Source organism: Planctomycetota bacterium (assembly GCA_021414025.1).
GTDB lineage: Bacteria > Planctomycetota > Phycisphaerae > Phycisphaerales > SM1A02 > SYAC01.
The window spans coordinates 1-26,243 of record JAIOPG010000001.1 but is presented as its reverse complement, the minus strand read 5'-3'; the positions used below and the strand labels follow the sequence as shown (position 1 = coordinate 26,243).

Here is a 26,243-nt window from a genome sequence, read left to right as displayed (position 1 = left end):
CAACCTTGGCCTTCTTTGACAGGCGCGTATTTGGAGGACTTCAATGCGAACGGAACATGGGTTTGAATTCCAAGCAGCTTGGATTCGAAAGAGACGACTGCACTTCAGTTTGCTCATGGCTGTGCTGGCTATCGGTTCGGACCGAGTCATGGCTCGGGAAGGCAATGCAGGCAACCAGAATGCCGAATTACCAACTGAGTTGCCGATTGGTTTACAAATTGTTTCACCCAGTGCCGGCACGGTCGTGCACGCCGGCAGTAAGGTGGATGTCTGTGTCGATCTGTTGCCGGGTTTTATGCCGGTGAGCGTGCTCATTGGAGGACCCGACAACGCGGCAATTGTGACAGAAGCTCCTTATACGACCACGCTGTCCATTCCTTCAGAAATGTTGGGTGCCGGCAAGTTGTGGGCGCTCGGCAAAGATGCGAACGGCAATCGCTTTTGTGCGGAACCGCTGGACATCGATGTCGTCACAACGGCGGTCGTGACATCAATCGCCACCGTATCGGACGAGTTCTATTTCACCAAATACTTGTCTTCCTATCGTTTAAGAGTTCTTGGAAAATATAGCGACGGTGCAACACGCGATGTGTCCAGCGCCTCGCGTGGGACAACCTATTCCAGCGACGACACTTCAATTGCGACTGTGAGTGCGATTGGCGAGATGCGCTCTGTCCGAGTCGGCAAGACAGTCATTCGTGCGCATAACGGTCAACTGGAATCAGCCTTGCCAGTGACCGTCGTGGACATGCCGCTGATTGGCGACTTGGATGGTTCCGGTGAAAACGACGGTAGGGACATCGATATGTTGCTGTTCCATTTTGGTCCATGTTCGGGTTGTGAGTACGACCTCGACGGTTCCGGCGAGGTTGATGGCGCGGATGTTGGAATACTGCTGAATGGGTGGAGGGAGTGAGCGATGGGTTGTAGATATGCTCGGTGATCTACAACAATCGCCATGCAATCCACGACCATCCAATCCGCCCGCGAATCATCGCTGAAAAATCTTGGCGGCCAACAGTTTGACATCCTGGTGATCGGTGGCGGGGCGACCGGCCTGGGTACGGCGGTGGACGCCGCGAACCGCGGGTTCAAAACCGCGCTGGTCGAGGCGCATGACTGGGCAAAGGGCACCAGCAGCCGAAGCACCAAGCTGGTCCACGGCGGCGTGCGCTACCTGGAGCAGATGGACATTTCGCTGGTCATGGAGGCGCTGCGCGAACGCGGCCTGCTCCACCAGAACGCCTCGCACCTGGTCCATCCATTGGCATTCATCGTGCCGCGCTATACCTGGTGGGAGGGCCCTTTCTATGGGGCCGGTTTGAAACTCTACGACGCGCTGGCCGGCAAGCTGAACTTGAAGTCAAGCCGCACTCTTTCCGCGGAGCAGACCATCGAGCTCATTCCCAATGTGCATCGCGAGGATCTGCAGGGAGGCATCGAGTATTACGACGGACAATTCGACGACGCCCGCCTGGCGGTGAATCTTCTGCAGACGGCGCAGCAGTTCGGCGCCGTGGCCGCCAATCGCGTCGCGGTCGTGAAGCTTTTGCATGAGGGCGGCCGCGCGGTCGGCGCCGTCGTCCGCTGCGAGGAGACGAGCCGGGAGTTCACCATTCGCGCCAAGGTGGTCGTGAACGCAACCGGCATCTTCGCCGACTCCATCCGCCGCATGGATGATCCCGCGGCCACGCCGATGATCGAGCCCGCCCAGGGCGTGCATCTGGTGCTGCCCAAGTCCTTCCTGTCGGGCGAGACTGCGATCATGGTGCCGCACACCGACGATGGCCGCGTGCTCTTCGTGATTCCCTGGCATGACCGGGTGATCCTGGGCACAACCGACACGCCGATGAAAGTCGCCGAGATCGAGCCCAAGCCGCTCGAGGAGGAGATCGGATTCATATTGCGAAACGCCTCGCGCTACCTGCAGCGCGAGCCGCAGCGATCGGATGTGCTGAGCGTCTTCGCCGGGCAAAGGCCGCTGGTCCACGCCGGCGGCGCCGACGGCGGAGCCAGCAAAAAGGTGAGTCGCGAGCACGTTGTGCTGACCAGCGCGAGCGGCATGGTCAGCGTGATGGGCGGCAAGTGGACCACCTATCGAAAGATGGCCGAAGACACGGTCGACGCCGCGATTCTTTCGGGATCGCTGCCCTCGGCACCCTGCCGGACCGAGGCGCTGCTTGTCCATGGCGCATCGCACGATCTCAAGTCGCTCGCCAAATTTCCAGAGTGGCTGCGCTGCTACGGCAGCGATGCCGAGGCCGTCGCCGCGCTGATGAAGTCACGGCCGGAGCTGGCAGCGCCGCTGCATCCGCGCCTGCCCTATCCAATGGCGGTGGTCGCCTGGGCGGCGCGCTGCGAGCAGGCGCGGACGCTGGAGGATGTGCTTTCGCGGCGTACGCGCTCGCTTCTGTTGGACGCGCGGGCGACCCTTGAGTGCTCCGCCGCGGTCGCCGATCTCCTTGCGGGTGAACTCGGTCGCAACCGGGCATGGGCCATCGAGCAGACGGCCCAATTTGCCCAACTGGCCCGGCACTACCTGCCGATGTGATATTCCACCACACTCATGGCCGTGCACATCCATCCTCTCGACGTCGGCTACCTGGAGCTTCCCGGCGCGGCCAACGCCTACCTGATCGAGGGGCCAGAGGGATTTGCGATGGTCGAATGCGGTACGGCCGTGACCTGGCCTGCGCTCGAGGCGAAGTTGGAAGAATGCGGTGTGCATCCGACTCAGATCGAGGATCTCTTTCTCACCCACATTCATCTGGACCATGCGGGAGCGGCGGGTCATCTCGCGGCATGCGGCGCCCGGATCTGGGTCCATCCCTTCGGTCATCCGCACCTGATCGATCCGGAAAAATTGCTCGCCAGCAGTCGGCGCGTGCATGGAGCGATGTACGAGCGCTATTACGGCGACCTCTGGCCGGTGCCGCCCACGCAGGCGCATGCCGTCGATGACGGAGGAATCGTCTCCGCCGCGGGACTTCAATTCCGCGCCATTGAAACAGCAGGTCACGCGCGGCATCACCACGCCTGGCAACTCGACTCCGACGGTCATCGCCACATCTTCGTCGGGGATGTACTCGGCATCGCCATGCCCGAGAGCGGTTTCATCTCCATTCCCACTCCGCCGCCCGAGTTCGATCCAGCCGCATGGAAGCGAAGCCTGCAGAAATTGCGCGATGCGGAACCGACCCATCTCTGGCTCACGCATGGAGGGCTTCGATCGGAGAGCGCCGCCACTGCGCGGCAGTACATCGACCGCGTGGAAGCCCGGCTCGACGAGGAGAGAGCGGAGCTCCGTCATCTTGCCCAGGCGGTCGTCGCCAGCGGGCCGCGCGAGAGCGAGGCGCATCGGATCGCGCTCTCGAAGGCTGTCGACGACTATCGCGCCTGGCTCCACCCGAAGGCGGAAGCCGCCGGCGTGACGGCGCCGCACTTCAAGGCCTTCCTCGGCGATTATTTTCTGCGGATGAATCTGCAGGGTGCGGTCCGGCTCGCCTCAACGGGTGCCTAGGCCGACGACGCCGCCCATGCCGAGGCGCCCGACCACTTGGTTGCTCTTGATCTGCGGAATGTTGCTGAGCACCTGCATGTAGAGCACGACGATGCGACGGTCGCCGCCGGATTCGCTCAGCAGCAGGTCGAGGACGCCGTTGCTGTCGAAGTCGCGCAAGCCCGTGACGTTCCAGTGCCCGGTTGGAATGCCCGTGCACACCTGCGAAATGGAATTGCCGTTCATGAGGTAGAAGCGGACCTGATCGTCGGCGGCGCTGCGCGCCACCAGGTCGGGCTGACCGTCAGCGTCGAGATCGCCGATCGCCTGGATTTCGTAGCTCGCGGGGGGCGAACCCACCTCGATGGTGCGCGAGTCGACGCCTGTGTCCGGCATGGTGATGCGCCGAAGCTCGCCAGTGCCCGGGTTGCGGATCAGCACCGAGTTGGCGATGAAGGGATAGGGCACCGGTCGCCATCCGCCGCCCGGCATCGCCAGATCGACCGTGTTGACCGCCTCGCCGTCGTACATGTTCACAACGCTCAGCGTCGAGGTCGCGGGATTGAGCAGCAGGATGTCGTCGGCGCTGCCGTCGCCCTGCACGTCGTAAGCGGCGACCGCGGTGACTCCGGCGGCGGGAGTCGCGACCACCTTGGTCTTGGTGATCGTGGTTCCATCGCGGGTCCACAGCACCACCTCGTTGGTGTTTCGATCCTGCCAGAGCAGATCGCTGCCTCCGTCGCCGTTGCAGTCGGCGACCGCGACCAGCCGAAGGTTGCCCGGATAGGTGGCCAGCAGCAGCGGGCTGGCCTGAAGTTCTGCATTGAGCGTCTCGGGGTGGGCGAGCTGCAGTCCTGTGATCGTCTGGCTGACGGCGTTGTCCGCGACCAGAGTGTCGCTCACCATGCCGATGTTGTTCTGCAGCGGCGAGAGGGCATTGACCGGACGGACATTGCCGCCGGCGCCGAAGGTGTCGGCCGGATCATCGCCCGGTCCGCCTGCGGAGCCGGTGTCGCCGGAACCTCCGCTTCCCGACGAGCCTCCGCCGCCGGAGCCGCCGCTTCCCGAACCTCCACTGCCCGACGAGCCGCCTCCCGATGAGCCGCTCGTGGCGCCGCTTCCGGAAGACGAGGCGGCGTCGAACACGAAAGGAAAGGCGCCGCCGGTGGAATTCGTCGGGCCGTCGGTGGCCAGCGCCACCACGGATCCATCGGAGGAGATGCCCAGCGACTTGCCGATGTTCTGATTGGCCACCGCCGCCGAGGTCCAGAGATCCGTGTCATCCAGCTTCCAGGAATTTGCCGAGCCGCGGAAGGCGAAGGCGGCGCCGGAGTTGGCCAGCGGCGTGTCGCGCGAAAGAGCCGACCCGACCACGATCCCCTGGACAGAGTTGGGCAGTGGCGCGGCGCCGACGGCGTAGCCGAAGGAGTCGCCCGAAATCTCCGAGCGCGCGGTGATCGTCGCGCCTTCCTGCCAGATCGTGCCGTTGCTGTAGAAAATGACCACGGCTCCAGCGCGGCTTTCGCCCGCGCTGCCCAGGCGGCTGGGCGCTCCGACGGCGACGAAATTTCCGGCGCTGGCCACGCTGAATCCGAAGTTGTCGCCCAGCGCCGACGCCGCGGCGGACAGCTTCGCGGTCTGGCTCCACACCGGCGTGTCCCCGACCATCGAGCGCGTGAAGATGTAGGCAACGCGCCGGCGGGGAACGCCGGCGACCAAGGTTCCATCTCGAACGGAAAGGCTTGTTCCAAGCTGGTCGGAGCGCGTTGCGTCGGAGGCCGTGAGCTTGGACACCTGGGTCCAGGTTCCGTCGCGCCCTTCGAACACATAGATTGCGCCGGTGCTGTTGATCGTGTCGTTCACGCGCCCGACCGCGATGACTCCGGGTCCCGATGAGGGCATGTCCAGCGAAACGCTCCAGCCGAAGAGAGCCGGCTTGGCAGGCTGGGGATCGGCCGCTTCAAGCGTCGCGGCGAGCGTCCAGCGGCCATCACCTCCGCGCGTGTAGACAAAGGCGCGGCCCGCGAAGCCGTTGCTTCCCCACGAGCCGACGACCAGATGATCCTGCCGCAGCGCCACCGCGTTGCCGAAGGCCTGGAAGGAAAAGGGCGCCGGATGGAAAAGCGTCTGTCGAAAAAGCCATTGATCGCCGACACGCTCGAAGAGATGGACGGCGCCGGTCGATCGAAATCCAACGATGGCGGTGTCGGTGGCGCCGACCGCGAGCCAGTTGCCATCCGTCGCCACGGAGCATCCGAATTTTTCCTTGGTGATCGCGGGGTAGGCGGTCAGCTTGTCATTGATGACCCAGCCCGCGCTTGATGGAGAGGCCAAGCCCAGGACAAGGGCGCAGCAGGCCATCAGGAATGTGTTGCGGCTGAATCGCATCGGGTGCCTCACTATGATCCGCTCCAACTATGAGCTTGAAGAGGAGAAATGGGTCAGAATTGCAGAGATGGCTTCTTTTTCGGCATTCCGCAACATTTTGAAATGCCAGGTCGATCCGAACACGGTTATAAGACCACAGTTTCGACTCGACCGTTGCACTGAAACTCACGCCGCGAGCGCGTTCAAAGCCGGAAAATTCTTCTTCCAATCAGGTGAAACTCGGCAACTTGGGCGAATATGCCCTGACCATGAACGTTTCCATCGCCATGAACAAAACAGCATTCGTCCTTGCGCCGCTCGCCCTGTCCTTCATGGCGACGGCTCAGACGCCGCCTGCATCGGGAGCCGGCGCGCCGCCATCGCCGGCGGCAGCCGCTGGCCAAGCGGACAAGTCCGCGCCGCCCGCTGATCAGGGAAACCGGCAAGGCAATCGCCAGGATGGACGGCAGGGTGGCCAGGGCGGACCCGGCGGCCGTGGCATGGGAGGCATGGGAGGCATGGGCGGCGGCCCGGGCGGAGGGCTCCAGCGTTCGCTCGGCGCCGTGACCGAATTGCGCGAGCAGTTCCAGCCCTACATCGTGAAGCGCGACGTGCCACTGATCAAGGAGCAGCTCAAGCTGGACGACGGCCAGATCACCGTGGTCGAGAATTTCGTGGTCGACTACGAGACGACCTTCACCGCCGCCAGCGACAAGGCTTCCGCGGCGCAGCAGGAATTGATGCGCTCCATGTTCCAGAGCTTCATGGGCGGGAACATGCGCGAGCGCTTCCAGAACTTCGGCGAGAAGGCCCAGAAGGACATCGAGCAGATCGAGAAGGAGTCCGGCGCCGAGATGTCCCCCGAGCAGCGCGGCCAGTACTTCCGCGACCAGATGGACAAGATGTCGCAGCAGATCGCCGCGGAGCGCGAGACCAGCGGCGAGGCCGCGGAGACCCGCAAGATCGTCGGCAACATGAACCAGCTCTACGAGAAGTGGCGCAGGGAGCGGGCCGTGATGGACCGCCAGGTCATGGACGACATCAAGACCACGCTCAAGCCGGAACAAGCCGCCCGATGGGAATCCTTCGAGCGCTTCATGCGTCGCGAGAAGCTGCTGAGCCGCGGCCGCCTCAGCGGCGAGAACGTGAATCTTTTCGCCGTGGTCGACGAGGCGGGCCTCTCCAAGGAGCAGATCACCGCGGTCACGCCGATCCTGGACGAATACGAGCTGCGCCTGGACGAGGCGCTGAAGCGACGCAGCGACTACCTGGCCCAGAACGAGTCGAAGGTGCTTGCCGCGATTCAGAACAGCGACGCCAAGAGCATCGAACAGATCGCCTCCAAGGGCATCGACCTGCGCAACAATGTGCGCGACACCAACGAGCAGTTCCGCACCGCCGTCGCCGGCGCGCTTCCCCCGGAGGAGGCACAGCGCTTCACCAAGGCGGCGCTGGCCGCAGGTTTCGGCCGCGTCTACCGGCCGACCCGCGCCGAGCGTGCCTTCGACAAGGCCCTGACGTTTGAGGACCTGAACCCCGACACCAAGGCCGCCATCGCCGAAATGCAGACGGCCATGATGGCGGAGATCGTCGGCATGAACGAGAAGATCGCCCAGGCGATCCGCAAGAACGAACCCACGCAGCTCCAAGAGGAGGCGGTCCGATCCGCGGGGCTTCTGAATGGCGGCGCGGGGCGCATGTTCGGTCGCAACGATCCCGATGTGGCCGACGAGATGCTTTCCAAGCGCGGCACCATGACCGACAAATATGTCGAGCGACTGAAGTCGCTGCTCACTGCGGAGCAAGTCGCCCAGTTGCCCAAGGGCAATGGACGGGAAGACGGCCGTCAGCGCGGGCCCTTCGGATCGTGGACCATCGCGGACATGCCGGAGGAAAATCGAGCCATGGCCAAGAGCGTGGACAAGGACGGCAACGGCATCATCGAGGGCGATGAGCGCGGCGAATTGTTCCGCCAGATGCGGCCAAACGATGGCGGGCCCGGTGGCCCTGGCGGGGGCCCCGGCGGCGCGCAGGGCGGTCGACAAGGCGGCGGTCAGGGCGGTGGCGGCCAAGGTGGTCGTCAGCGCGGCGGCAACACCATCAACTGAGGCCTTTTCATGCGGCGCGGCGGGGGCGGGTCAATTCCCGCGATGTACCATTGCCGCATGACGAAAACCACTTCGAATCAAGCGGCCGAGTCTTCCGCCCTCAGCCCTCGTTTGGCGAACCTCTGGAATCCCTCCCGGCGCACCTTCATCCGCAGCGCCGCCGCCTTCGCCGTGCTTCCGCTGATGCCGCGCCTCGAGCCGCGCTTCCAGCTGGGGCCGAACCAGCGTCTTCAGCTCGCCAAGGTCGCCGTCGGCGGCATGGGGGAGTCCGATCTGGAGCAGCTCTCCGCGCACCCGAACGTCGACATTGTCGCGCTCTGCGACGTCGATTCACAGGAAAAGTCGAAGCTGTCCGCGAAGTTTCCCAAGGCGCAGTGGTTTTCCGATTGGCGCGAAATGTTCGCCAAGCTTGGCGACAAGTTCGACGCCGTCTCGGTGTCGACCCCCGACCACATGCACGCGCCGATCGCCATGAGCGCCATGCAGATGGGCAAGCACGTCTACTGCCAGAAGCCCCTGGCGCACTCCGCCTACGAGAACCGGATGCTGGCCGACTTCGCCAAGGCGAACTCCAAGGTGGTTACGCAGATGGGAACGCAGCGATCCGCCATGATCGGGCGCCGTCAGCAGCTGCAGCTCCTCAACGAGGGCATCGTCGGAAAAATCAGCGCCATCCATGCGTGGAGCGATCGGCCCATGGGCTGGTGGCCGCAGGGCAAGCCCATGCCGACCGGCTCGGAGAAGCCGCCGGAATGGCTCTCTTGGGACCTCTGGCTGGGCGTCGCGCCGACCCGCCCCTATGTGAAGGACGCTTACGCCCCCTTCATGTGGCGCGGCACCTACGACTTCGGCTGCGGCGCGCTGGGCGACATGGGCTGCCACATCCTTGACTATCCCTTCCTGGCGGCGAAGCTGGGGCTGCCGACCTCTGTTCGCTGCGACTGCACCGACGCGACCGAGGATGAGTTCCCGACCAAGGAGACCATCACATTGAAGTACGCGCCGACCGACCGGACCGTGGCGGAGGGCGTGACCGTGACCTGGTATGACGGCGGGCTTCGGCCGACCAACGCCCAGATGGGCATACCGGATGGCGTCGACATCCGCGGCAACGCGGCGGTGGTGATCGGCGAGAAAGGCGTGATGCTCTGCCCGCTGGATCCGGAGCGCGCCGACCCGAAGGATCCCAAGAAGCTCGCCCTCACCGACGAGCCGCAGGTCTGGGACAAGAACAAGAAGGCGATCGCGCTGAACCTGCCCAAGTTGGAGACCCGCAACCACTGGCACCACTGGGTGGATGGGTGCTTCGGCAAGACCAAGCCCGAGGCCAATTTCGCCTTCGCGGGACTGCTCTGCGAAAGCCTGAGCGTGGGCGCGGCGGCGAGCCATTTCGCCAATCGCGATCTGCAGTACGACCCGAAGAGCTTCGCCTTCTCCAACGAGCCCAAGGGCGCTCAGTTCCTGAAGACCAAGTACCGGGACGGATGGAGCGTCAAGGGACTCTCCTGAATCAGCGCTCTCGCGTCGACTCGGGAAGCGTCGGCACCAGCCCGATCAACGGACTCTTGTCGTCGGTCTGGATCTGCACGAGCACCATCGGCGTGGGCTGGAAATAGCGGAAGGCTCCGCCTGAAAATGGCGTGCCGCCCGCCTGGTCCCACATCGTGTTCAAGCGCACCTCGATCGTTTGTCCGGCCAGTAGCTCCGGCATGTGCACCACGTAGCGCTGATTCAGCCAGAGGTCGAAGTTCCGGTAGTCGGTCGCGGTCGCGTTGATGATCCGCAGCGAATCCGCCTCGGGAATTACCTGTACCTGCGCCACGCTTCCCTGCGGCAGCTCGAAGGGATAGGGGCGGGTCGCCTTCGAGGGCTCGTAGGGCACCATGGTGCATGAGACAGCCAACGAACCGGCCAGAAGCGGGGCCAGGCCCAATCGCCGAAACATTCCGTGAAAAGTTCGATCCATCGTCGATGGAAAGGATAGCGGCTGGAATATGCTGGGCTCCGTGAGCGTCAACCTCGAACCCGAAGAACAGGCACCGCGCGCCTCGCGCGAGCAGGCGGCCGAAGTAGCCCGCCAATTCCGGATGGACCCGCGGATTCCCGCGACGGTCCCCGGCTTCGACGCCCCGTTTTTCCAGGCGGGGCTCGCCGGCTACAGCGATGGCGCCATGCGCCTGGTGGCGCGGCGGCATGGCGCGCCCTTCTGCATCACCGAGGCGCTGCTGGATCGGACCCTGGTCAACGGCGGCAAGGGCCGCCGCAAGGAGGATCCGGATCTGATCGCCAGCGAGTGCGGGCTGGGCGAAGTCGAGGACAACCAGGTCGCGGGGCTGGACGACCATCCGATCGCAGGCCAGGTCATGGGCACACATCCCGACGAGATGGCCAAGGCGGCGCTGATCCTGGTCAAGATGGGCTACGACGTGATCGACGTCAACCTTGCCTGCCCCGTCAAGAAGATCCAGAAGTCCAACCGCGGCGGGCACTTCCTCGCCCATCCGCGCGAGGCGATCGAGGTGCTCAAGGCGGTTCGGCAGGCGGTTCCCGCGTCGGTGCCCTGCACGGTCAAGATGCGCCGCGCCTGGGACGACACTCCCGAGATGGCGGGGAACTTCGAGATGGTCTTCGACGCCGCCTACGAGATCGGCTACGCGTGGGCGGTGGTGCATGCCCGCACCGTCCTCCAGAAGTACCAGGGGTTCGCGCGCTGGGAGGTGCTCAGGGATCTCGTGTCGCGACGGCCCGATCGGATCGTGATGGGTTCCGGCGATGTGTGGAGCGCCTGGGACATCTTTCACATGTTGCACCTGTGCGGCGTGCACGCGGTGAGCGTGGCCCGCGGCTGCATCGGCAATCCCTGGATCTTCACCCAGGCCCGCGATCTGATGGCGGGGCGCACGCCGCGACTTCCCTCGCTCGCCGAGCAGCGCGAGGCGCTGCTGCAGCATTGCCAGTTCGCCCAGACGATCCACGGCGAGCGCAACGCCGGGCGGCGGATGCGCAAGTTCGGCATCAAGTTCGCCGCCCACCATCCGAGCGAGCTGGAAGTGAAGAACGATTTCATCCAGTGCGAAACCATGGAGCAGTGGCGGAGCGTGATCGCGCGGCACTACGGCACGGCGGAGGATTGCGCCGCGGACGCCGTGGTTTCCTCGCGCTGAGGCGTCGGCGCGGAAGCGGCCACGAACACCGAGACCGCGCCTGGGGCGGGATCCTCCTCCGGATTTCCCAAGCGGCCGACGACGATGCGCGGACCGAACAATGCAACCGCATGCCCCGCGAGTTGCCCGGCGGCCGCGTCAGGCGGCGCGAGTCTATCCACGCTCCAGAGACCCTCGGAGTTGCGCGATCCCGCGAACGCGGCGCCGGCAAGATGCCCCGAGCGTGAATCAGCGCTGGCTCCGAACACGGCGCGATCCTTTTGCAGCGCCACAGCGCATCCGAACGAGTCCCCCTCAAGTGGATCGGCAGGCATGATGGCCGCGGCGCCAAACCATCCCTCCTTGGCACGACGAAATTCAAACACGGCTCCGCGCGGGTCGAAGTCCGTCCGACCGGCGCGGACCAGCCGCGGCGCGCCGATCAGGATGCGGCCCTGGCTTGCGGAGACGGCGCTGCCAAACCAGCCGCGCGTTCCGCCCGGGCAGGAGAGCGAGGCTTCGAGCGACCAACCTCCGGCGCCTCGCGTGAAGATGAAGGCCCGGCCCGAGTACGCGCCATCCGTTCGATCGCCTGGAGCGCCGACCACGATCCGCCCTCCGTCGATGGCGATCGAGAGGCCGAAAAGCGCGCCGGCCACTGGCGGATTGGACACCAGCGTGGCGACCGGGCGCCAGGACTGGCCCACGCGCTCGAACACCTCGACGGCGCCTGAGTCGATCGCCCCCTCGTCCGCCTTGGGCGCACCGATGACCAGCGTGTGCTCGTCGCAGGCGACCGCCGCCCCGAACTGGTCTCCGGCGCCGACGACGGATCTTCGCAGCGTCGCGTCCAAATCCCATTGCTCGCCGGTTTGCCGATAGACGAACGCCGCCCCTTGTTCAAAGGCGATCTCGGAATCGCGCGGCGCGCCCACCAACAGCATCCGGTTCTGAAGGGCAAGTGACGCGCCGAACTGCGAGTGTCCGTCGCCGGATGGCGGCGACAGCGCCGCGCACTGGTTCCAGCGCCGACCGGAGAACGCAAACATCTGCACGCCGCCCTGGTCTGTTCCAAGGTCCCAATCGCGCGCAGGTCCGACGGCGAGCGTGCGCTCAAATATCGAAACTGCGGCGCCCAGCTTCCAGTCGAAGTTGTTGGCATTGGGCTCGATGGTGGACTGCCATTGCCAGGCCGGAGGCATCGGGGCGGAGGAATGGGCCGCGGGTGCCGCACTGCCATGCGGCAGCGCCGCTTGGATCCCTCCGCCCATGATGCCGCTTCCCGGCGGCGTCCCTTCGCCGATGCGCACGGGCCCCACCGCGCACACGCAGACCACGATGCAATGGGCGACGACCTTCCAGCCTTCCATGGCTCCTCCCTTTCCGCCTCTTCGCGATTCCTTGACGAGCGGGCACCTTAGCGGCGCCACGCGGTGCTTCCGAAATGCTGCCCCTTTTTCCTGGGCTAGGATCCGCGTCATGCAAACCGAGATCATTTCCTACGCCGACGACCGGATGGAGTACGAGGGGTACGCCGCCTTTGACGATGCCGAAAGAGATCGTCGCCCCGGCGTGCTGATCTTCCACGCCTGGGCGGGCCAGGATGCCTTCGCCCGCCTGCAGGCGGAGAAATTGGCGGCGCTGGGATATGTCGGCTTCGCCGTGGACATGTATGGCAAGGGCCGCCGCGGCAACTCCACCGAGGAAAATGCCGCCCTCATGCAACCGCTGGTCCAGGACCGCGCCCTCTTGCTGTCGCGGGCGCAGGCGGCGCTGAACACGCTTCGCCACCATCCTCGAGTGGATCGACATCGAATCGCAGCGATCGGCTTCTGCTTCGGCGGCCTCTGCGCGATGGATGTGGCCCGCGCCGGTCTCGAAGGCGTGCGCAGTGTGGTGAGCTTTCATGGTTTGCTCGGAGCTCCATCCGGTGTGACCGCCGGCGCGAAGCCGCTGCACACCAAGATATTGGCGCTCCATGGCTGGAACGATCCCATGGCGAAGCCCGCGGATGTGCTTGCCTGGGCGAAGGAGTTGACCGATTCAGGATGCGACTGGACCCTTGAGGCCTACGGACATCGCGGTCATGCCTTCACGAATCCGCAGGCTACGGATGCTGCGGGCGGAATGCAATTCTGCCCGCTGGCGAATCGGCGTGCCTTCGCGGCGATGGAAGATTTCCTGCGCGAAACGCTTGCAGAGTCGCCGGCCGCGTCCTGGGCGAAATGTCCCGTGCCCGGCTGAGTCTCACGGCCGCTGGCCGCGGCGTCCGCGTTTGAAGCCTCGCTTGTGGCCCTTGGTCTGCGCGACATCGTCGCGCGTGAAGAGGTCTCGGCGCGGATCGCGCCCTCCCGAGGTCCGCGGCTTGTTCTTCTTGTCGACCGGCGCCGCGGTCGCATCCTTCTTGAGACCGAGCCGTGTGATGGAGAGGTCCATCGAACGGCTGGCCAGATTGATCGCCAGCACGGTGACCTTGACCGGATCGCCCAGACCGATGCTCATGCCGCTGCGGGCGCTGACCAGCCGCCCCGACTTCTCGTTGAGGATCCACCGGTCGGAGCGGTCGCGGCTTGAAGGCAGTGCGTTGAACTTCACCAGCCCGTCGGCGAGATAGCGGTTGATGCTGACCCAGACGCCCGCCGGCGCCAGGTTGGTGACCACCGCGTCCATCTCGTCGCCCATGTGGTTCTCATGCAGGAACTGCAGCACCAGGAAGGCGCGCAGGTCGCGCTCCGCGGATTCGCTGTTGACTTCGGTGTCGGAGCAGTGGCGACCGGCTTCGGCCAGGCGCACCTCGTCCAGGCAGCGGGCGTCGCCTTCGAGTTGATGCTGGAACGCCTTGCGTTTCTTGCCGCCGGGAACTACGGTTCCATTCTCGGTGTGGTCAAGCCACGCCTGCAGGGCGCGGTGCACCAGCAGATCGGGATAGCGCCGGATTGGGCTGGTGAAATGCGTGTAGTGCTCGCTGGCCAGCGCGTAGTGCCCGATCATCGCGGGCGAGTAGGTGGCCTTGGAGAGCGTCTTGAGCACCGCCATGTGGACGGCGCGGGCGGAGTCGCTGCCGCGGGTCTTCTCCAGCAGCGCCAGCAGATCCTGGCGCTCCGGCTCGTCGGGCAGTCGGAAACCCACGCTTCGAGCGAAGGTCCGCAGCTCTTCCATGGTCTTGAAAGCGGGCGGTGGATGGATGCGGCGGATCAGCGGGATGTCGAGCTCGGCGAAAAGGCGGGCGACCGACTCGTTGGCCTCCACCATGAACATCTCGATCAGGGTGTGCGTGAAGGCATTGTCCTCGGGCACGGCGTCGATGACATGTCCTGCCTCGTCATAGACCAGCACCGAGACGGGCAGATCCAGAACCAATTGCCCCTGCGCCATGCGGCGCTTCTTCAGGATCTTGGCGAGTTGGTCGGCCAGCCGAAGGTTGGCGACCACCTCGTCGGTCGGCTCGGTGTCGCTGCGCGCGTGCTTCTTGGCCTCGGCGGTGCGGCCATCGATCAGGTTCTGCGCCTCGAGATAGGTGAGGCGCTTGTCGCTCTTGATCACCGTGCTGGCGAAGTGCGACTCCAGCGGGCGGCCCCGCGCGTCGAAGCGCATGATGGAGGTCTTGCAGAAGCGCGGCACGCCTTCCTGCAAACTGCACACGCCGTTGGAAAGGGTCTCGGGAAGCATGGGCACCACGCGCCGCGGCAGGTAGGTGCTGTTGCCGCGCTCGGCGGCCTCCATGTCCAGCTCGGAGCCCTGGGTCACGAAGTGGCTGACATCGGCGATGTGCACCATCAGTTCCCAGGTGTTGCTTTCGGCGTCGAAGTGGACCGAGCAGGCATCGTCGTAGTCCTTGGCGTCGGGCGGATCGATCGTCCAGGTCAGTGTGTCAGTGAGGTCGAGCCGCTCTTCTTTTTTCCAGGGGCCGGCGCTCTCGCGCTCGAAGGAGATCGCCGCCAGCGCCGCCTCCGACGCGACTTTCTCGCTGAAGCCTTCGCTGAGCTGGAAGAGGCGCATCACGGCAGAGGTCTCGACATCGGGCCGTCCCGCGGGGCCGAGCACCTCCACGATGGCGCCCTCGGCCAGCACTCCCTCGGAGGGGAAGCGGACGAGATCCAGCGTCACCTTGTCTCCGGCTTTGGCGTCCTTCGCATGCGGATCTCGCACGATGATGGGTTCGCCGCGGAAAGCCTTGCCGTCGGGCTGCACGATCCAGCGCTTTCCATCCTGCGCCAAAGTCCCCGTGAAGCGGGTCCGGCCGCGCTCAAGCACTTCAAGGACGCGCCCGGTCACGCCCGATTCGCTCGCCGCGCCGCGGACCGGCGCCGACCAGCTGCGATTCTTTCGGATCACGGCGCAGCGCACACGGTCGCCGCTCATGGCGTCGCCGAGATTGCCCGCCTGCAGGAAAAGATCGCCGTCGCGCGAGACGCGGTCGGGCCGCACGAATCCATGGCCCTTCTGGGTCACGAAGAGGCGGCCGGTCACTTCGTCCTCATGCAGGGGCAGGCGCAGGCGGCCCTTGGGGTCGAGTTCGATCCGTCCGTCGGTCGCCAGCAGCTTGACTGCGGCATGGAATGCGGCGCGCTCATCGTCCTCGATTCGAAGCCGGTGTGCGACCACGTCGGCCTCCATGGCGCGCTCGCCATCGTGGGACAAATGTTGGATGATTCGGTCAGTAAATCTGCGGGGCATTGGACGAGTCTATCTTTGAAAGAGAATTGGGATCATGTGCGGCCGCGCGATCACTTGGTCTTGCGGCGCAGGTTGCCCTGGCCGCGACCCACGCGCGATGGATGGACCGCTTTCGCCGCCATGCCCTCTTTTGAGGAACGCCGCGGCTTTTCATCGGAACTGGTTTTGGTCGGCTCGGAGGTGGTCGCCTTGGCCGCGCTTGAATCGGCGCCGCTCTTCTTCGAATCATTCGATGCCGCGCTTCCGGCGGTCGCTCCGCTTGCAGGCTTTGCGGCTTCGGCGCCGGGCTTTGAAGTTTCATTCGCCGAAGATGCGTCGGCCTTGGGTGTCTCGGAGGACTTGCGGTCCGCTTCGGCGGCCTTGGTGTAGCCCTCGCTTCGGTAGTCGGTTTCGTAGAAGCCGCTGCCCTTGAAGATCACCGCCGAGCCGATGCCGATCTTGCGGCGCACCTTGCGGGCCTTGCATTTCGGGCAGACGCGGTCGGGCTTGGAAGTGATCGACTGGAACTTCTCGTACTCCTTGCCGCAGGCGTCACAGATGTATTCATAGGTCGGCATGGTCGTGACAGCGAGGCGCTCAGCTGTTGGGCTGGATGGCGACCTTCGCGGGGCGCAGCACCGTTTCGCCGATGCGATATCCATCCTGCAGGCGCATGCTGATCGCGCCCGCCTCGACCCCTTCGGCGGGCTGCTGCAGCACGGCCTCATGCTTGTCCGGCTCGAAGGCGTCGCCGATGCTGGGCTCGATCTTGGCCACTCCCACGCGCTCAAGCGACTTCCACAGCTCGCTCTGGAGCAGGCGCAGCCCCTCGGCGGCCTGCTTGGCGGTCAGATCCTTCTGCTGCAGGGCCAGCTCGAACTGGTCCAGCACCGGAATGACTCCGCGCGCCGCGCCCATGATGCCCTGGATCCGCGCCCGCGTTTCGTTCTCCACGCCGCGCCGCGCGGTGTTCTGCAGATCGGCCAGCGCCCGCAGGCGCGACTCCTTGAGCTCGACGATCTCCTGCTCGAGCTGGACGATGGTCTCTTCGGGGGTGCCGGCGGCTTCCGGCATTTCGTCGTCGGCGTCCGCGGTGTTGTTGGTTTGGTCGTTGCTGTTCATGGTGATCCTTATCCGCCGGTGAGGGAATCCTTCAGATCCTTCATCTTGTCCCAGAAGCCGCTCTTGGAGGCGCCTTTGCGCGGCTCGATCTTCTCGGTGCGGGCGAACTCCTCCAGGAGCTGGCGCTGCCGGTCGGTGAGCTTGTTCGGAACCTGCAGCATCAGCACCGCGACCAGGTCGCCGCGCTTCTTGCTCTTGAGGTTGGGCACGCCGCGGTTGTCGATGCGCACCGTGTCGCCCTGCTGCGAGCCGTGGGGAATCTCGATCGAGACCGGGCCGTCGATCGACTTGACCTCGACCACGCCGCCCAGCGCCGCCCGCGAGAATCCGATGGTCAGGGCCATGACCAGGTCGTCTCCGTCGCGCTCGAAATCCTTGTGTTCCTTGACGCGCACCACGGCGTGCAGGTCGCCGCGCACGCCGCTGCCGTCCATGCTGAGCTCGCGGCGCGGTGGCTCGCCCTCGCCGGCCACGCGAATCACCTGGCCGTCGGCGATGCCGGCGGGCACCTTGATCCGCAGCCGCTTGTTGGTGGGCACGCGGCTGCTGCCGCGGCAGGTGGTGCACTTGTCGATGACGATCTTGCCGGCACCCTGGCAGTTGGGGCAGGTGGTGACCATGCGGAACATGCCGCCGAGCCCCGACTGCTGCACCTGTCCGCGGCCCTGGCAGGTCGGGCAGGTCACGGGGGTCGAGCCCGCCTTGGCGCCGCTGCCGGAGCAGACGGTGCAGACATCCTGCCGCGTGAACTCCACGTCGCGCTCGCAGCCGTTGAGGACGTCCTTCAGCTCCAGCTCCACCTCGGTCTCCAGGTCGTAGCCGCGGGCCACGCCGCGCTGGCGCCCGCCGCCGCCACCGCCAGCGCCGCCGAAGATGTCGTTGAACATCGAGAAGATGTCCTCCACGTGCATCGAGCGGAAGTCATGGTGGGGATTGGAGCGCAGGCCCGCATGGCCATACCGGTCGTAGAGGGCGCGCTTTTCCGGGTCGCCCAGCACCTCGTAGGCCTCGGCGCAGGCCTTGAATTCCGCCTCGGCCGCGGCGTCGCCGGGATTGCGGTCGGGGTGGTACTTCATCGCCAGGCGCCGATAGGCGCGCTTGATGTCGTCCGCCGAGGCGTCCTTGGCGATGCCGAACAATTCGTAGTAGTCGCGAGGTTCCGCCACGGGGGCTCCGCTGGGTGGGTTGAACGAAAAAGGGACCGAGCCGGTTTTCAATGCCGACTCGGTCCCTGGGTCAAGACCGAATCAAACCCATGTCGCATGGGTGTCAACTGACGCTGTCTTCCACGGGCTCCGCGTCGTCCTTCAAGTCCGTCACCAGGACGTCGGTGGTAAGCATGAGGCCGGCGACGCTGGCCGCGTTTTGCAGCGCGGTGCGGGTGACCAGGACGGGATCGATAATGCCCGCCTTCACCAGATCCTCGTACTCGCCGCTGCCGGCGTTGAAGCCGTAGGCGCCCTTGCCTTCAAGCACCTTCTCCACGGTGACGTCGCCGTCCACGCCGGAGTTCTGGGCGATCTGCCAGCAGGGAGTCCGCATGGCGCTGATCACGATGTCGAAGCCGAACTTCTCGTCGCCGTCGGCCTTGGCCTTCGCCTTGGTGACCGCGTCGATGGCCCGCAGATAGGCCACGCCGCCGCCGGGCACATAGCCCTCCTTGGCGGCCGCGCGGGTCGCGTGGATCGCGTCGTCGACGCGATCCTTCTTCTCCTTGAGGGCCGCCTCGGTGGAGGCGCCGACATGGATCACGGCGACGCCGCTGGTGAGCTTGGCGTGGCGCTCCATCAGCTTCTCGCGGTCGTAGTCGCTGGTGCTCTTGTCGTGCAGCGACTTGATCTGCTCGGCGCGGGCGGTGACTTCGCTCTTCTTGCCGCCGCCCTGCACGATGATGGTCTCGTCCTTGCCGATGACGACGCGCTTGGCCGTTCCCAGCTCGTCCAGCGCCACGTCCTCGAGATTGCGACCGAGGTCCTCGGCGATGAAGGTTCCGCCGGTCAGCGTGGCGATGTCGCCCAGCATGGCCTTGCGGCGATCACCGAAACCGGGAGCCTTGACGGCGCAGACCTGCAGCACGCCGCGGAGGCGGTTGACGACCAGGGCCGCGAGGGCCTCGTTCTCGACTTCCTCGGCGATGATCAGCAGGGGCTTGCCGGACTGGGCCACCTTGTTCAGCAGGGGCAGCAGATCGGCGAGGTTGGAGATCTTCTTCTCGTGGATCAGGATCTGCGGATTCTCAAGCACGCACTCGCCCTTCTTGGGATCGGTCATGAAGTAGGGGGAGAGGTAGCCCTTGTCGAAACTCATGCCCTCGACGTATTCGAGTGTGGTCTCGGCGGTCCGGCCATCCTCCACCTCGACGACGCCGTTGGCGCCGACGCGGTCGATGGCCTCGGCGATCAGCTTGCCGAGCTGAGCGTCGTGGTTGGCGCTGACGGTGGCGATCTTCTCCAGATCGGCCTTGCCCTTGCACTTCTGGGCCATCTCGACCAGCGCGTTGCTGGCGGCGGTGGCCGCAAGATTGATGCCGCGCTGCAGAGCGACGGCGTTGACCGCGCCCGCGACGAACTTCAACCCGCCGTTGAAGATGGCGGCGGCCAGCACGGTGGCGGCGGTGGTGCCGTCGCCGGCGACATCCGCGGTCTTCTTGGCGACCTGGTGCACCAGCTTGGCGCCCATATTTTCAAAAGGACAGGGCAGCTCGACTTCCTTGGCGACGCTGACGCCGTCCTTGGTCACGCTCGGGTTGCCGAAGGACTTCTGCACGATCACATTGCGGCCGGTCGGTCCCATTGTCACCGCGACGGCGCGGGCGATCTGGTCGACGCCGCGCTTGAGTTCGGCGTGGGCCAGGGCCTTGAATTTCATCTGCTTGTTGCTCATGGTGTTTCCTTTGGTCTTTCTGAATCAGCCTTCGATGATGCCCAGCAGCTCGCTCTCGCGAACGATCAGGTGCTTGGTGTTCTTGATCTCGACTTCGGTGCCGGAGTACTTCCCGTACACGACGGTGTCGCCCTTCTTGACGAGCGGGGTTTGGCGCGTGCCGTTGTCCAGCAGCTTGCCCGGACCGGTGGCGACCACCTTGCCCTGCATGGGCTTTTCCTTGGCGCTCTCCGGAAGGTAGAGGCCGGTTGCGGTCTTGGTCTCGGGATCGAGCGGCTTGACGAGGATGCGGTCTTCGAGGGGACGAATGTTTGACATGGTGTTGACTCCGTTGGGTTGTGAACGATTGATGATTGGAAACGATTTAGTGGGCGTGCGAATGGTCGTGGGCGGCCGGCGCATCCTTCGGCTTGGGAGCCTCGGTGATGACGCAGTCGGCGCTGAGCAGCAGTCCGGCGACGCTGGCCGCGTTCTGCAATGCGGAGCGGTCGACCTTGGCCGGCGTGATGACGCCGTCCTTGATCAGGTCGCCGTAGGTGCGGGTGAGTGCGTTGAAGCCGTTGTGACCGGTCATGGAGAGCACCTTGGAGACGACCACGGTGCCCTTTTCACCGGCGTTCTCGGCGATCACGCGCAGCGGAACCGAGAGGGCCTCGGCGATGACATCGAAGCCGAAGGCCTCGTCGCCCTCGACGGTGGTTCGGGCCTTCTTGACCGCGGCGATGCTGCGGACGAAGCTGACGCCTCCGCCGGCGACCACGCCTTCGGCGACCGCGGCTCGGGTCGCGTGCAGTGCGTCCTCGACGCGGCTCTTCTTCTCCTTGAGCTCGGTCTCGGAGCTGGCTCCAACCTTGATCTGAGCAACGCCGCCGGCGAGCTTGGCCAGGCGCTCCTGCAGTTTCTCGCGGTCGTAGTCGCTGTCGGTCTTCTCCATCTCGGCGCGAATCTGCTCGCAGCGATCCTTGATGGCCTTGGTGCTTCCCGCGCCCTCGACGAGCGTGGTGTTGTCGGCGTCGACGGTGACCTTCTTGACCTGGCCGAGCTGGGAGATGACGACCTTGTCAAGATCGATGCCCAGATCCTTCATGATCGCTTCGCCGCCGGTGAGAATCGCGAGATCTTCGAGCATGGCCTTGCGGCGGTCGCCGTAGCCGGGGGCCTTCACCGCGCAGACGTTCAGCACGCCGCGCATCTTGTTGATCACCAGCGTGCTCAGGGCCTCGCCGGTGATGTCCTCGGCGATGATCAGCAGAGGCTTCTTGGCGTCCATGACCTTCTCGAGGAAGGGCACCAGCTTGGTGATGGAGTCGATCTTGTCCTCGTAGATCAGGACCAGAGCGCGGCTGAACTCGACGGTCATCTCATCGGTGTCGGTGATGAAGTTGGCGCTGAGGTAGCCGCGGTCGAACTGCATGCCTTCGACCACGTCCACGACGGTCTCCAGGCCCTTGCCTTCTTCGACCGTGATCACGCCATCCTTGCCGACCTTCTCGAAGGCCTTGGCCATCATGGCGCCGACCTCCTCGTCGTTGTTGGCGGAGATGCTGGCGACCGCGGCGATGCCGCCGGCCACGCTGGAAACAGGCTTGGCCAGCGACTCGATGTTCTTGGTGACCACCAGAACCGCCTTGCGGATGCCGCGCACCAGGGCATTGGCCTCGGCGCCGCTGGCGATGAACTTCAGTCCGCTGCGGAAGATGGCCTCGGCCAGGACCGTGGCGGTGGTGGTACCGTCGCCGGCATCGTCGCTGGTCTTGCTCGCGGCTTCCTTGACGAGCTTGGCGCCCATGTTCTCCGTCTTGTTGGTCAACTCGATCTCCTCGGCGACGCTGACGCCGTCCTTGGTCACCGTCGGTCCGCCCCAGCTCTTGTCCAGCACTGCGTTGCGTCCGCGGGGACCCAGCGTGCTCTTGACGGCGGCGGCGAGTTTCTCGACGCCGGCAAGCAGGGACTTGCGGGCTTCGATGTCGAAGGAGAGTTCTTTGACGGACATGGGGGTGTTTCTCCGTGGGAGTGTTGGTGAAGGTGATGTGACGTTGCGTGCCTCAAAATTGAGGGAGACCCCTCTAGATACAAATGGGATGCCAAAGTGCTGGAGATGATCAGGGACCGGTTTCCCCCGAGTATGAACTCGCGTAAACATCTATAAAACAGGCGGTTAGAGCCAATTTGACGAGACTTCAACCAGACCTTTGTGGGGCTCGGAGCCTCATTTGAACTGGAAAAATGGTGCCCTTGGACCTGGGCATGATCCGAATCTGGCTTCAACGGAGGCCAGTCTGCCAACCTGACAGCGCCAGGCGGGGTTTTGGGCCCCATTGGGGACCCCCCGGTCAATTCGAAATGTCGAATTTCATCGGGGGCATCAGCAGGCTGTGCGCGATCCACCAAGCGTTGGCGACCAGGTAGGCCAGGCCAAAAATGAGAATCCCGGTTTCGATCACCACCAGGCTGTCCGCCAGCACGGCGACCAAGTCCCATCCGAGGCGGTTGCGGAGAATCGGAGAGGCAATCGCGCCCACCATGACCAGGCCGAGGGCGTAGATGAGCAGATTGATTTTTTGCCGCGCCGCCCCCGCCTCGCGGAAGGCCTGCGAGCGCCGGCCGCAGACGAAAATCAATCGGCGATAGCTGATCAGGGTGATCGCGAATGCGGGCAGCTGCAGCGCGGGGGCGATCATCTCAAGCACGCCGCGCGGAAGGACCGGACGCATCGACACCACGATGATCGCGGCGAGCGTCGCGGCCCAGAGCAGCAGCCCCGAGTTGAGCCAGTGCCGCCACCGGCGCATTTCGGCGCGAAGGGAGAGCTCGGCCGGGAGCAGGGCCAGCATCGCGATCAGGATCGCGACGGCAACCAGCGCGAAAGAGGCGCTCCATCCCCAGAAGCGGACCTGCTCCGCGAAGCGGCTGGTCTGGTTCGACATGGAGTCGATGAAGGCGAGCAGGGGACCGGCGGATTGCAGCACCGCGGCCAGCAGGCATGCCAGCGGAATCGCGATCATCAGGGCCGCCACGCGATGGGGCCGCTGCAACGCGACGAGCGAACGGACGGTCTGGTCCTCGCTGCCGGCCAGCGTGGTCGCCACCGCGAGACCGCACTCCGGGCAGACGTCGAGCAGGGCGAGCCCGTGCAGGTCGTACTTGCAGCGGTCGCAGCGGATGTGGGTCGCCAATGTCGCCATCGAGTGAAAGTTATACTTCAACGCGGCGCCCGCGCCGGAATCCCCGATGAAACCGATTCGAGACACGCCTCCCGATGCCCGCAGGGCGGTCGTCCTGCTTTCCGGCGGACTCGACAGCGCGGTCACGCTGGCGGCCCTGCAGGCCGAGGGATGCCGCTGCGCCACCCTGGCCATCGACTATGGGCAGCGGCACCGGATCGAGCTGGAGTTCGCGCGGCGCGTTTCGAAAGCGCTCGGCGCCGCGGAGCACCGGCAGGTGGCCGTCGACTTGCGGACGCTCGGCGGCAGCGCGCTCACCGCCGACATCGAGGTTCCCCGCGGCCGCGACCTCGGCGGGGTCGATGTCCCGGTCACCTACGTGCCGGCGCGCAACACCATCTTCCTCTCGGTCGCCCTCGGATTCGCCGAGTCGATCGGCGCCCGGCAGATCGCCTTCGGCGCCAACGCGCTGGACTACTCCGGCTATCCGGATTGCCGTCCGGAGTTCATCGAGGCCTTCGAGCGACTCGCGAATCTGGCCACGCGCGACGGCGTGGAAGCCCCCCCCGCGGGCGAGCCTTGGTTCACGGTGCGGGCGCCGCTGCTGCGGATGACCAAGGGGGAGATTGTTTCGCTGGGAAGGAAGCTCGGGGTGGACTTCGCACTCACCACCAGCTGCTACGACCCCGGTCCCGGCGCCGAGCCCTGTGGGACCTGCGACTCGTGCCGGCTGCGCGCCAAGGGCTTCGCCGAGGCTCGCGAGCGCGACCCGCGCGTCAAGTGAATTGACGCCGAGCCGAAATCAAATGTCGAGATTCTTGACTTCGAGCGCGTGCTTCTCGATGTAGTTGCGACGCTGCTCCACGTCCTCGCCCATCAGGATGGAGAAGAGATTGTCGGCGTTGCTGGCCTGATCCCAGGTCACGCGCAGCAGCGTGCGCCGCGCCGGATCCATGGTGGTGTCCCAGAGCTGGATGGCTTCCATCTCGCCCAGGCCCTTGAAGCGCTTCACCTCGATGCCGCGGCGGCCGACCTCGTGCAGCTTCTGCAGGATCGAAGGGATGTTCGCCACCTCGACCAGCTCGGTGTCCTTGGACTTCTCGTTCTGCACCAGCCAGCCGTAGCGCGTGGGCAGTCGCTCTCCGGTCACGCCCTCCTCCTGAACCAGGGTCCAGTGACTCATTGAGAGGCCGGCCTTCTCGAGGGATTCGAAGATCTTGTCGATCTCGCGGTTCTCGTGCAGCACGCGCAGGGTGGCTAGGGTCGCGGGATCCTCGCCCTCGTGGCTGGTGCCCACGTCGACCAGTTTCAGTTTGTGCGCGGCCAGGGCCTTCATGGCATCCGCCTCGCGGTGGAAGAGCTCGTCGTGGCCGCGCCAGGCCAGGATGAAGCTGGGCAGGCGGTTCTTGCCTTCGGGATCCTTGGCCCGGGACTCCAGCAGCCGCGGGAACTGCAGCCCGCGGTACTGACTGACGACGCAGAGCTCCTCGAGACGGGTCAACTCGCGGATGACGCGGCGCAGCGCCTCGCCCTCGATGCGGCCGGTCTCCTTGCCCTTGGCGTCGCGCAGAATCAGCGCCGCGTTGCTGCGCATGGCCAGCGTCACCAGCACCTCGTTCATGCGGTGGTCGTTGAGCACGTACTCGACGCTCTTGCCGCGGGCCACCTGGTAGAGCGGCGGCTGCGCGATGAAGATTTTTCCCAGCCGCACCAGCTCCGGGATCTGCCGGAAGAAGAAGGTGAGCAACAGGGTGCGGATGTGGCTGCCGTCGACGTCGGCGTCGGTCATGATGACGATCTTGCCGTAGCGGAGCTTGTTGATGTCGAATTCCTGCAGGCCGATGCCGCAGGAGAGGGCCTGGACGATGGTGCGGATTTCTTCATGGCCGAGCATCTTGTCGATGCGGGCCTTTTCGACGGTGAGGATTTTTCCCTTGATGGGGAGGATGGCCTGGAAGACGCGGTCGCGGCCGCCCTTGGCGGTGCCGCCTGCCGACTGGCCTTCGACGATGTAGAGTTCGGTGGATTCCATGTCCTTGGAGGAGCAGTCCCAGAGCTTGCCGGGTAGGCCGCCGGAGGAGAGGGCGCCCTTGCGGGTGAGCTCGCGGGCCTTGCGGGCGGCTTCGCGGGCGTGCCGGGCCAGCAGTCCTTTTTGGAAAATTCGCTTGGCGTCAGCCGGATGTTCCTCCAGCCAAGTGCCGAGAGTCTCATTGACCGCCTGTGTCACGAAGCCCTCAATCTCACCGCTGCTGAGTTTGTGCTTAGTGTTACCTTCAAACTGAGGATTCGGCAATTTCACCGTGACGACTGCCGCAAGGCCTTCGCGGAGATCATCGCCGCTAGGCATTTCCTTTTCGTCTTTGATCAAGTTATTGCTCTTGGCGTAGTAATTCATGGTGCGAGTGAGCGCAGTCTTGAACCCGGAGAGATGCGTACCGCCCTCCGGCGTATTAATGGCGTTGGCGAAAGAATGGATGTTTTCCGAATAGCCATCGCTGTACTGCATAGCAATCGCCAGCGACATCGGAGACTCTTTTCCATCTTCCTCTTTTTCCAGATAGACCACATGGGCGTGTAGCGCTTCTTTGCCTTCGTTGAGTTGCTTGACGAACTGGATGATCCCCTTGCTGTACTTGAATTCATCCTTCTTGCCCGTGCGTTCGTCTTCGATGTAGAAGGCGAGGGATTCGTTGAGATAAGCCAGTTCGCGGCAACGCGCCACCAGCCGGTCATAATCCAGATTGATATCGGGAAATATCTGCGCATCGGGCATGAACGACACCTTGGTGCCGGTCTTATCCCGTTTTCCAATCACCTTGATGGGGGAACTCACGTCGCCCCGTTCAAATTCGATGTGGTAGACCTTGCCGCCGCGCGCCACTTCGACCTCGCACCATTCGGACAGCGCATTCACCACCGAGGCGCCCACGCCGTGCAGGCCTCCGGAAACCTTGTAGCTTCCGCCGCCGAACTTTCCACCCGCGTGGAGCTCGCACATGATTACTTCGAGGGTCTCGCGCTTCTCGGTGGGATGCATGCCAACAGGCATTCCGCGCCCATCGTCCGAAACTGAGGCCGAACCGTCGGCGTTAATCTTGACCCAGATATTCTCAGCGTGGCCGGCCATCGCTTCATCAACAGAATTGTTGACGATTTCCAGTACTAGCTGATGAAGTCCGCGGGTGGTTGTGTCCCCAATATACATGCCGGGACGTTTGCGCACAGCCTCGAGGCCCTTAAGCGCTTGAATGTCCGCCGCATTGTATTCTTTGGTGACCTTCTGCCCACTGATCTTCGGCTC

General features: G+C 64.8%; 20 protein-coding genes. 8 read left to right on the top strand and 12 right to left on the bottom strand.

Going from position 1 to position 26,243, the window contains the following annotated elements; translation table 11 throughout:
* Nucleotides 1-115: 115 nt before the first annotated feature.
* Genes K8R92_00100 through K8R92_00090 form a run of 3 tightly spaced genes read left to right on the top strand, consistent with a single transcriptional unit; the run spans nt 116 to nt 3,520 of the window.
* The gene (locus tag K8R92_00100; protein ID MCE9618297.1) at nt 116-916 is read left to right on the top strand and encodes an Ig-like domain-containing protein; all 801 of its coding nucleotides are present in this window, start codon (nt 116-118) and stop codon (nt 914-916) included.
* Between the two features lie 42 nt (nt 917-958).
* Entirely contained in the window at nt 959-2,551 is a 1,593-nt protein-coding gene (locus K8R92_00095; protein MCE9618296.1) for a glycerol-3-phosphate dehydrogenase/oxidase, read from the top strand.
* A gap of 21 nt (nt 2,552-2,572) precedes the next feature.
* Nucleotides 2,573-3,520 carry an MBL fold metallo-hydrolase gene (locus K8R92_00090; protein ID MCE9618295.1) on the top strand — a complete coding sequence of 316 codons (948 nt, stop codon included), beginning with the start codon at nt 2,573-2,575 and terminating at the stop codon, nt 3,518-3,520.
* Here K8R92_00090 and K8R92_00085 read toward each other — a convergent pair.
* Nucleotides 3,506-5,887 (bottom strand): FG-GAP-like repeat-containing protein, encoded by a 2,382-nt coding sequence (locus K8R92_00085; GenBank protein ID MCE9618294.1) that lies wholly within the window; start codon nt 5,885-5,887, stop codon nt 3,506-3,508. The two genes, K8R92_00090 and K8R92_00085, sit on opposite strands and share 15 nt — an antisense overlap.
* A gap of 248 nt (nt 5,888-6,135) precedes the next feature.
* On the opposite strand from K8R92_00085, the gene K8R92_00080 reads away from it, so the two are divergent.
* Both K8R92_00080 and K8R92_00075 read left to right on the top strand, forming a co-directional pair.
* Nucleotides 6,136-7,974: a hypothetical protein gene (locus K8R92_00080; GenBank protein MCE9618293.1), complete on the top strand. Its 1,839-nt coding sequence runs from the start codon at nt 6,136-6,138 to the stop codon at nt 7,972-7,974.
* A gap of 57 nt (nt 7,975-8,031) precedes the next feature.
* Nucleotides 8,032-9,483, top strand: coding sequence for a Gfo/Idh/MocA family oxidoreductase (locus tag K8R92_00075; protein ID MCE9618292.1), 1,452 nt, complete (start codon nt 8,032-8,034; stop codon nt 9,481-9,483).
* A gap of 1 nt (nt 9,484) precedes the next feature.
* Here the strand turns inward: K8R92_00075 and K8R92_00070 are convergent, their stop codons facing one another.
* Entirely contained in the window at nt 9,485-9,919 is a 435-nt protein-coding gene (locus tag K8R92_00070; GenBank protein MCE9618291.1) for a hypothetical protein, read from the bottom strand.
* Between the two features lie 61 nt (nt 9,920-9,980).
* Between K8R92_00070 and K8R92_00065 the strand changes: the two genes are divergently transcribed.
* Nucleotides 9,981-11,138, top strand: a complete 1,158-nt coding sequence (locus K8R92_00065; protein MCE9618290.1) for a tRNA-dihydrouridine synthase family protein — start codon at nt 9,981-9,983, stop codon at nt 11,136-11,138.
* Here the strand turns inward: K8R92_00065 and K8R92_00060 are convergent.
* Nucleotides 11,087-12,487 (bottom strand): FG-GAP repeat protein, encoded by a 1,401-nt coding sequence (locus K8R92_00060; protein MCE9618289.1) that lies wholly within the window; start codon nt 12,485-12,487, stop codon nt 11,087-11,089. The genes K8R92_00065 and K8R92_00060 overlap by 52 nt on opposite strands.
* Nucleotides 12,488-12,596: 109 nt before the next feature.
* On the opposite strand from K8R92_00060, the gene K8R92_00055 reads away from it, so the two are divergent.
* Nucleotides 12,597-13,361, top strand: coding sequence for a dienelactone hydrolase family protein (locus tag K8R92_00055; GenBank protein MCE9618288.1), 765 nt, complete (start codon nt 12,597-12,599; stop codon nt 13,359-13,361).
* Between the two features lie 3 nt (nt 13,362-13,364).
* Here K8R92_00055 and K8R92_00050 read toward each other — a convergent pair whose 3' ends face one another.
* From K8R92_00050 to K8R92_00015, 8 genes are all read right to left on the bottom strand, one after another.
* Nucleotides 13,365-15,794 carry a VacB/RNase II family 3'-5' exoribonuclease gene (locus tag K8R92_00050; protein MCE9618287.1) on the bottom strand — a complete coding sequence of 810 codons (2,430 nt, stop codon included), beginning with the start codon at nt 15,792-15,794 and terminating at the stop codon, nt 13,365-13,367.
* Between the two features lie 50 nt (nt 15,795-15,844).
* Nucleotides 15,845-16,351, bottom strand: a complete 507-nt coding sequence (locus K8R92_00045; GenBank protein ID MCE9618286.1) for a hypothetical protein — start codon at nt 16,349-16,351, stop codon at nt 15,845-15,847.
* 19 nt (nt 16,352-16,370) lie between these two features.
* Nucleotides 16,371-16,895, bottom strand: a complete 525-nt coding sequence (locus tag K8R92_00040) for a nucleotide exchange factor GrpE (GenBank protein ID MCE9618285.1) — start codon at nt 16,893-16,895, stop codon at nt 16,371-16,373.
* Between the two features lie 8 nt (nt 16,896-16,903).
* Complete coding sequence (dnaJ, locus tag K8R92_00035) at nt 16,904-18,061, bottom strand: molecular chaperone DnaJ (protein ID MCE9618284.1); 1,158 nt, start codon at nt 18,059-18,061, stop codon at nt 16,904-16,906.
* A 103-nt stretch (nt 18,062-18,164) separates the two neighbouring features.
* Nucleotides 18,165-19,778: a chaperonin GroEL gene (gene groL / locus K8R92_00030; GenBank protein ID MCE9618283.1), complete on the bottom strand. Its 1,614-nt coding sequence runs from the start codon at nt 19,776-19,778 to the stop codon at nt 18,165-18,167.
* Between the two features lie 24 nt (nt 19,779-19,802).
* On the bottom strand, nt 19,803-20,096 hold the full coding sequence (locus K8R92_00025) for a co-chaperone GroES (GenBank protein MCE9618282.1): 294 nt from the start codon (nt 20,094-20,096) through the stop codon (nt 19,803-19,805).
* A 46-nt stretch (nt 20,097-20,142) separates the two neighbouring features.
* Nucleotides 20,143-21,771: a chaperonin GroEL gene (gene groL / locus K8R92_00020; protein ID MCE9618281.1), complete on the bottom strand. Its 1,629-nt coding sequence runs from the start codon at nt 21,769-21,771 to the stop codon at nt 20,143-20,145.
* 340 nt (nt 21,772-22,111) lie between these two features.
* Nucleotides 22,112-22,963 (bottom strand): hypothetical protein, encoded by an 852-nt coding sequence (locus K8R92_00015; protein ID MCE9618280.1) that lies wholly within the window; start codon nt 22,961-22,963, stop codon nt 22,112-22,114.
* 46 nt (nt 22,964-23,009) lie between these two features.
* Here K8R92_00015 and queC point away from each other — a divergent pair, with 46 nt between their 5' ends.
* A complete protein-coding gene (queC, locus tag K8R92_00010; GenBank protein MCE9618279.1) occupies nt 23,010-23,726 on the top strand; it encodes a 7-cyano-7-deazaguanine synthase QueC in 717 nt (238 codons plus the stop codon).
* Nucleotides 23,727-23,744: 18 nt separating this feature from the next.
* Here the strand turns inward: queC and K8R92_00005 are convergent, their stop codons facing one another.
* The gene (locus K8R92_00005) at nt 23,745-26,234 is read right to left on the bottom strand and encodes a DNA gyrase subunit B (protein ID MCE9618278.1); all 2,490 of its coding nucleotides are present in this window, start codon (nt 26,232-26,234) and stop codon (nt 23,745-23,747) included.
* Nucleotides 26,235-26,243: the final 9 nt, after the last annotated feature.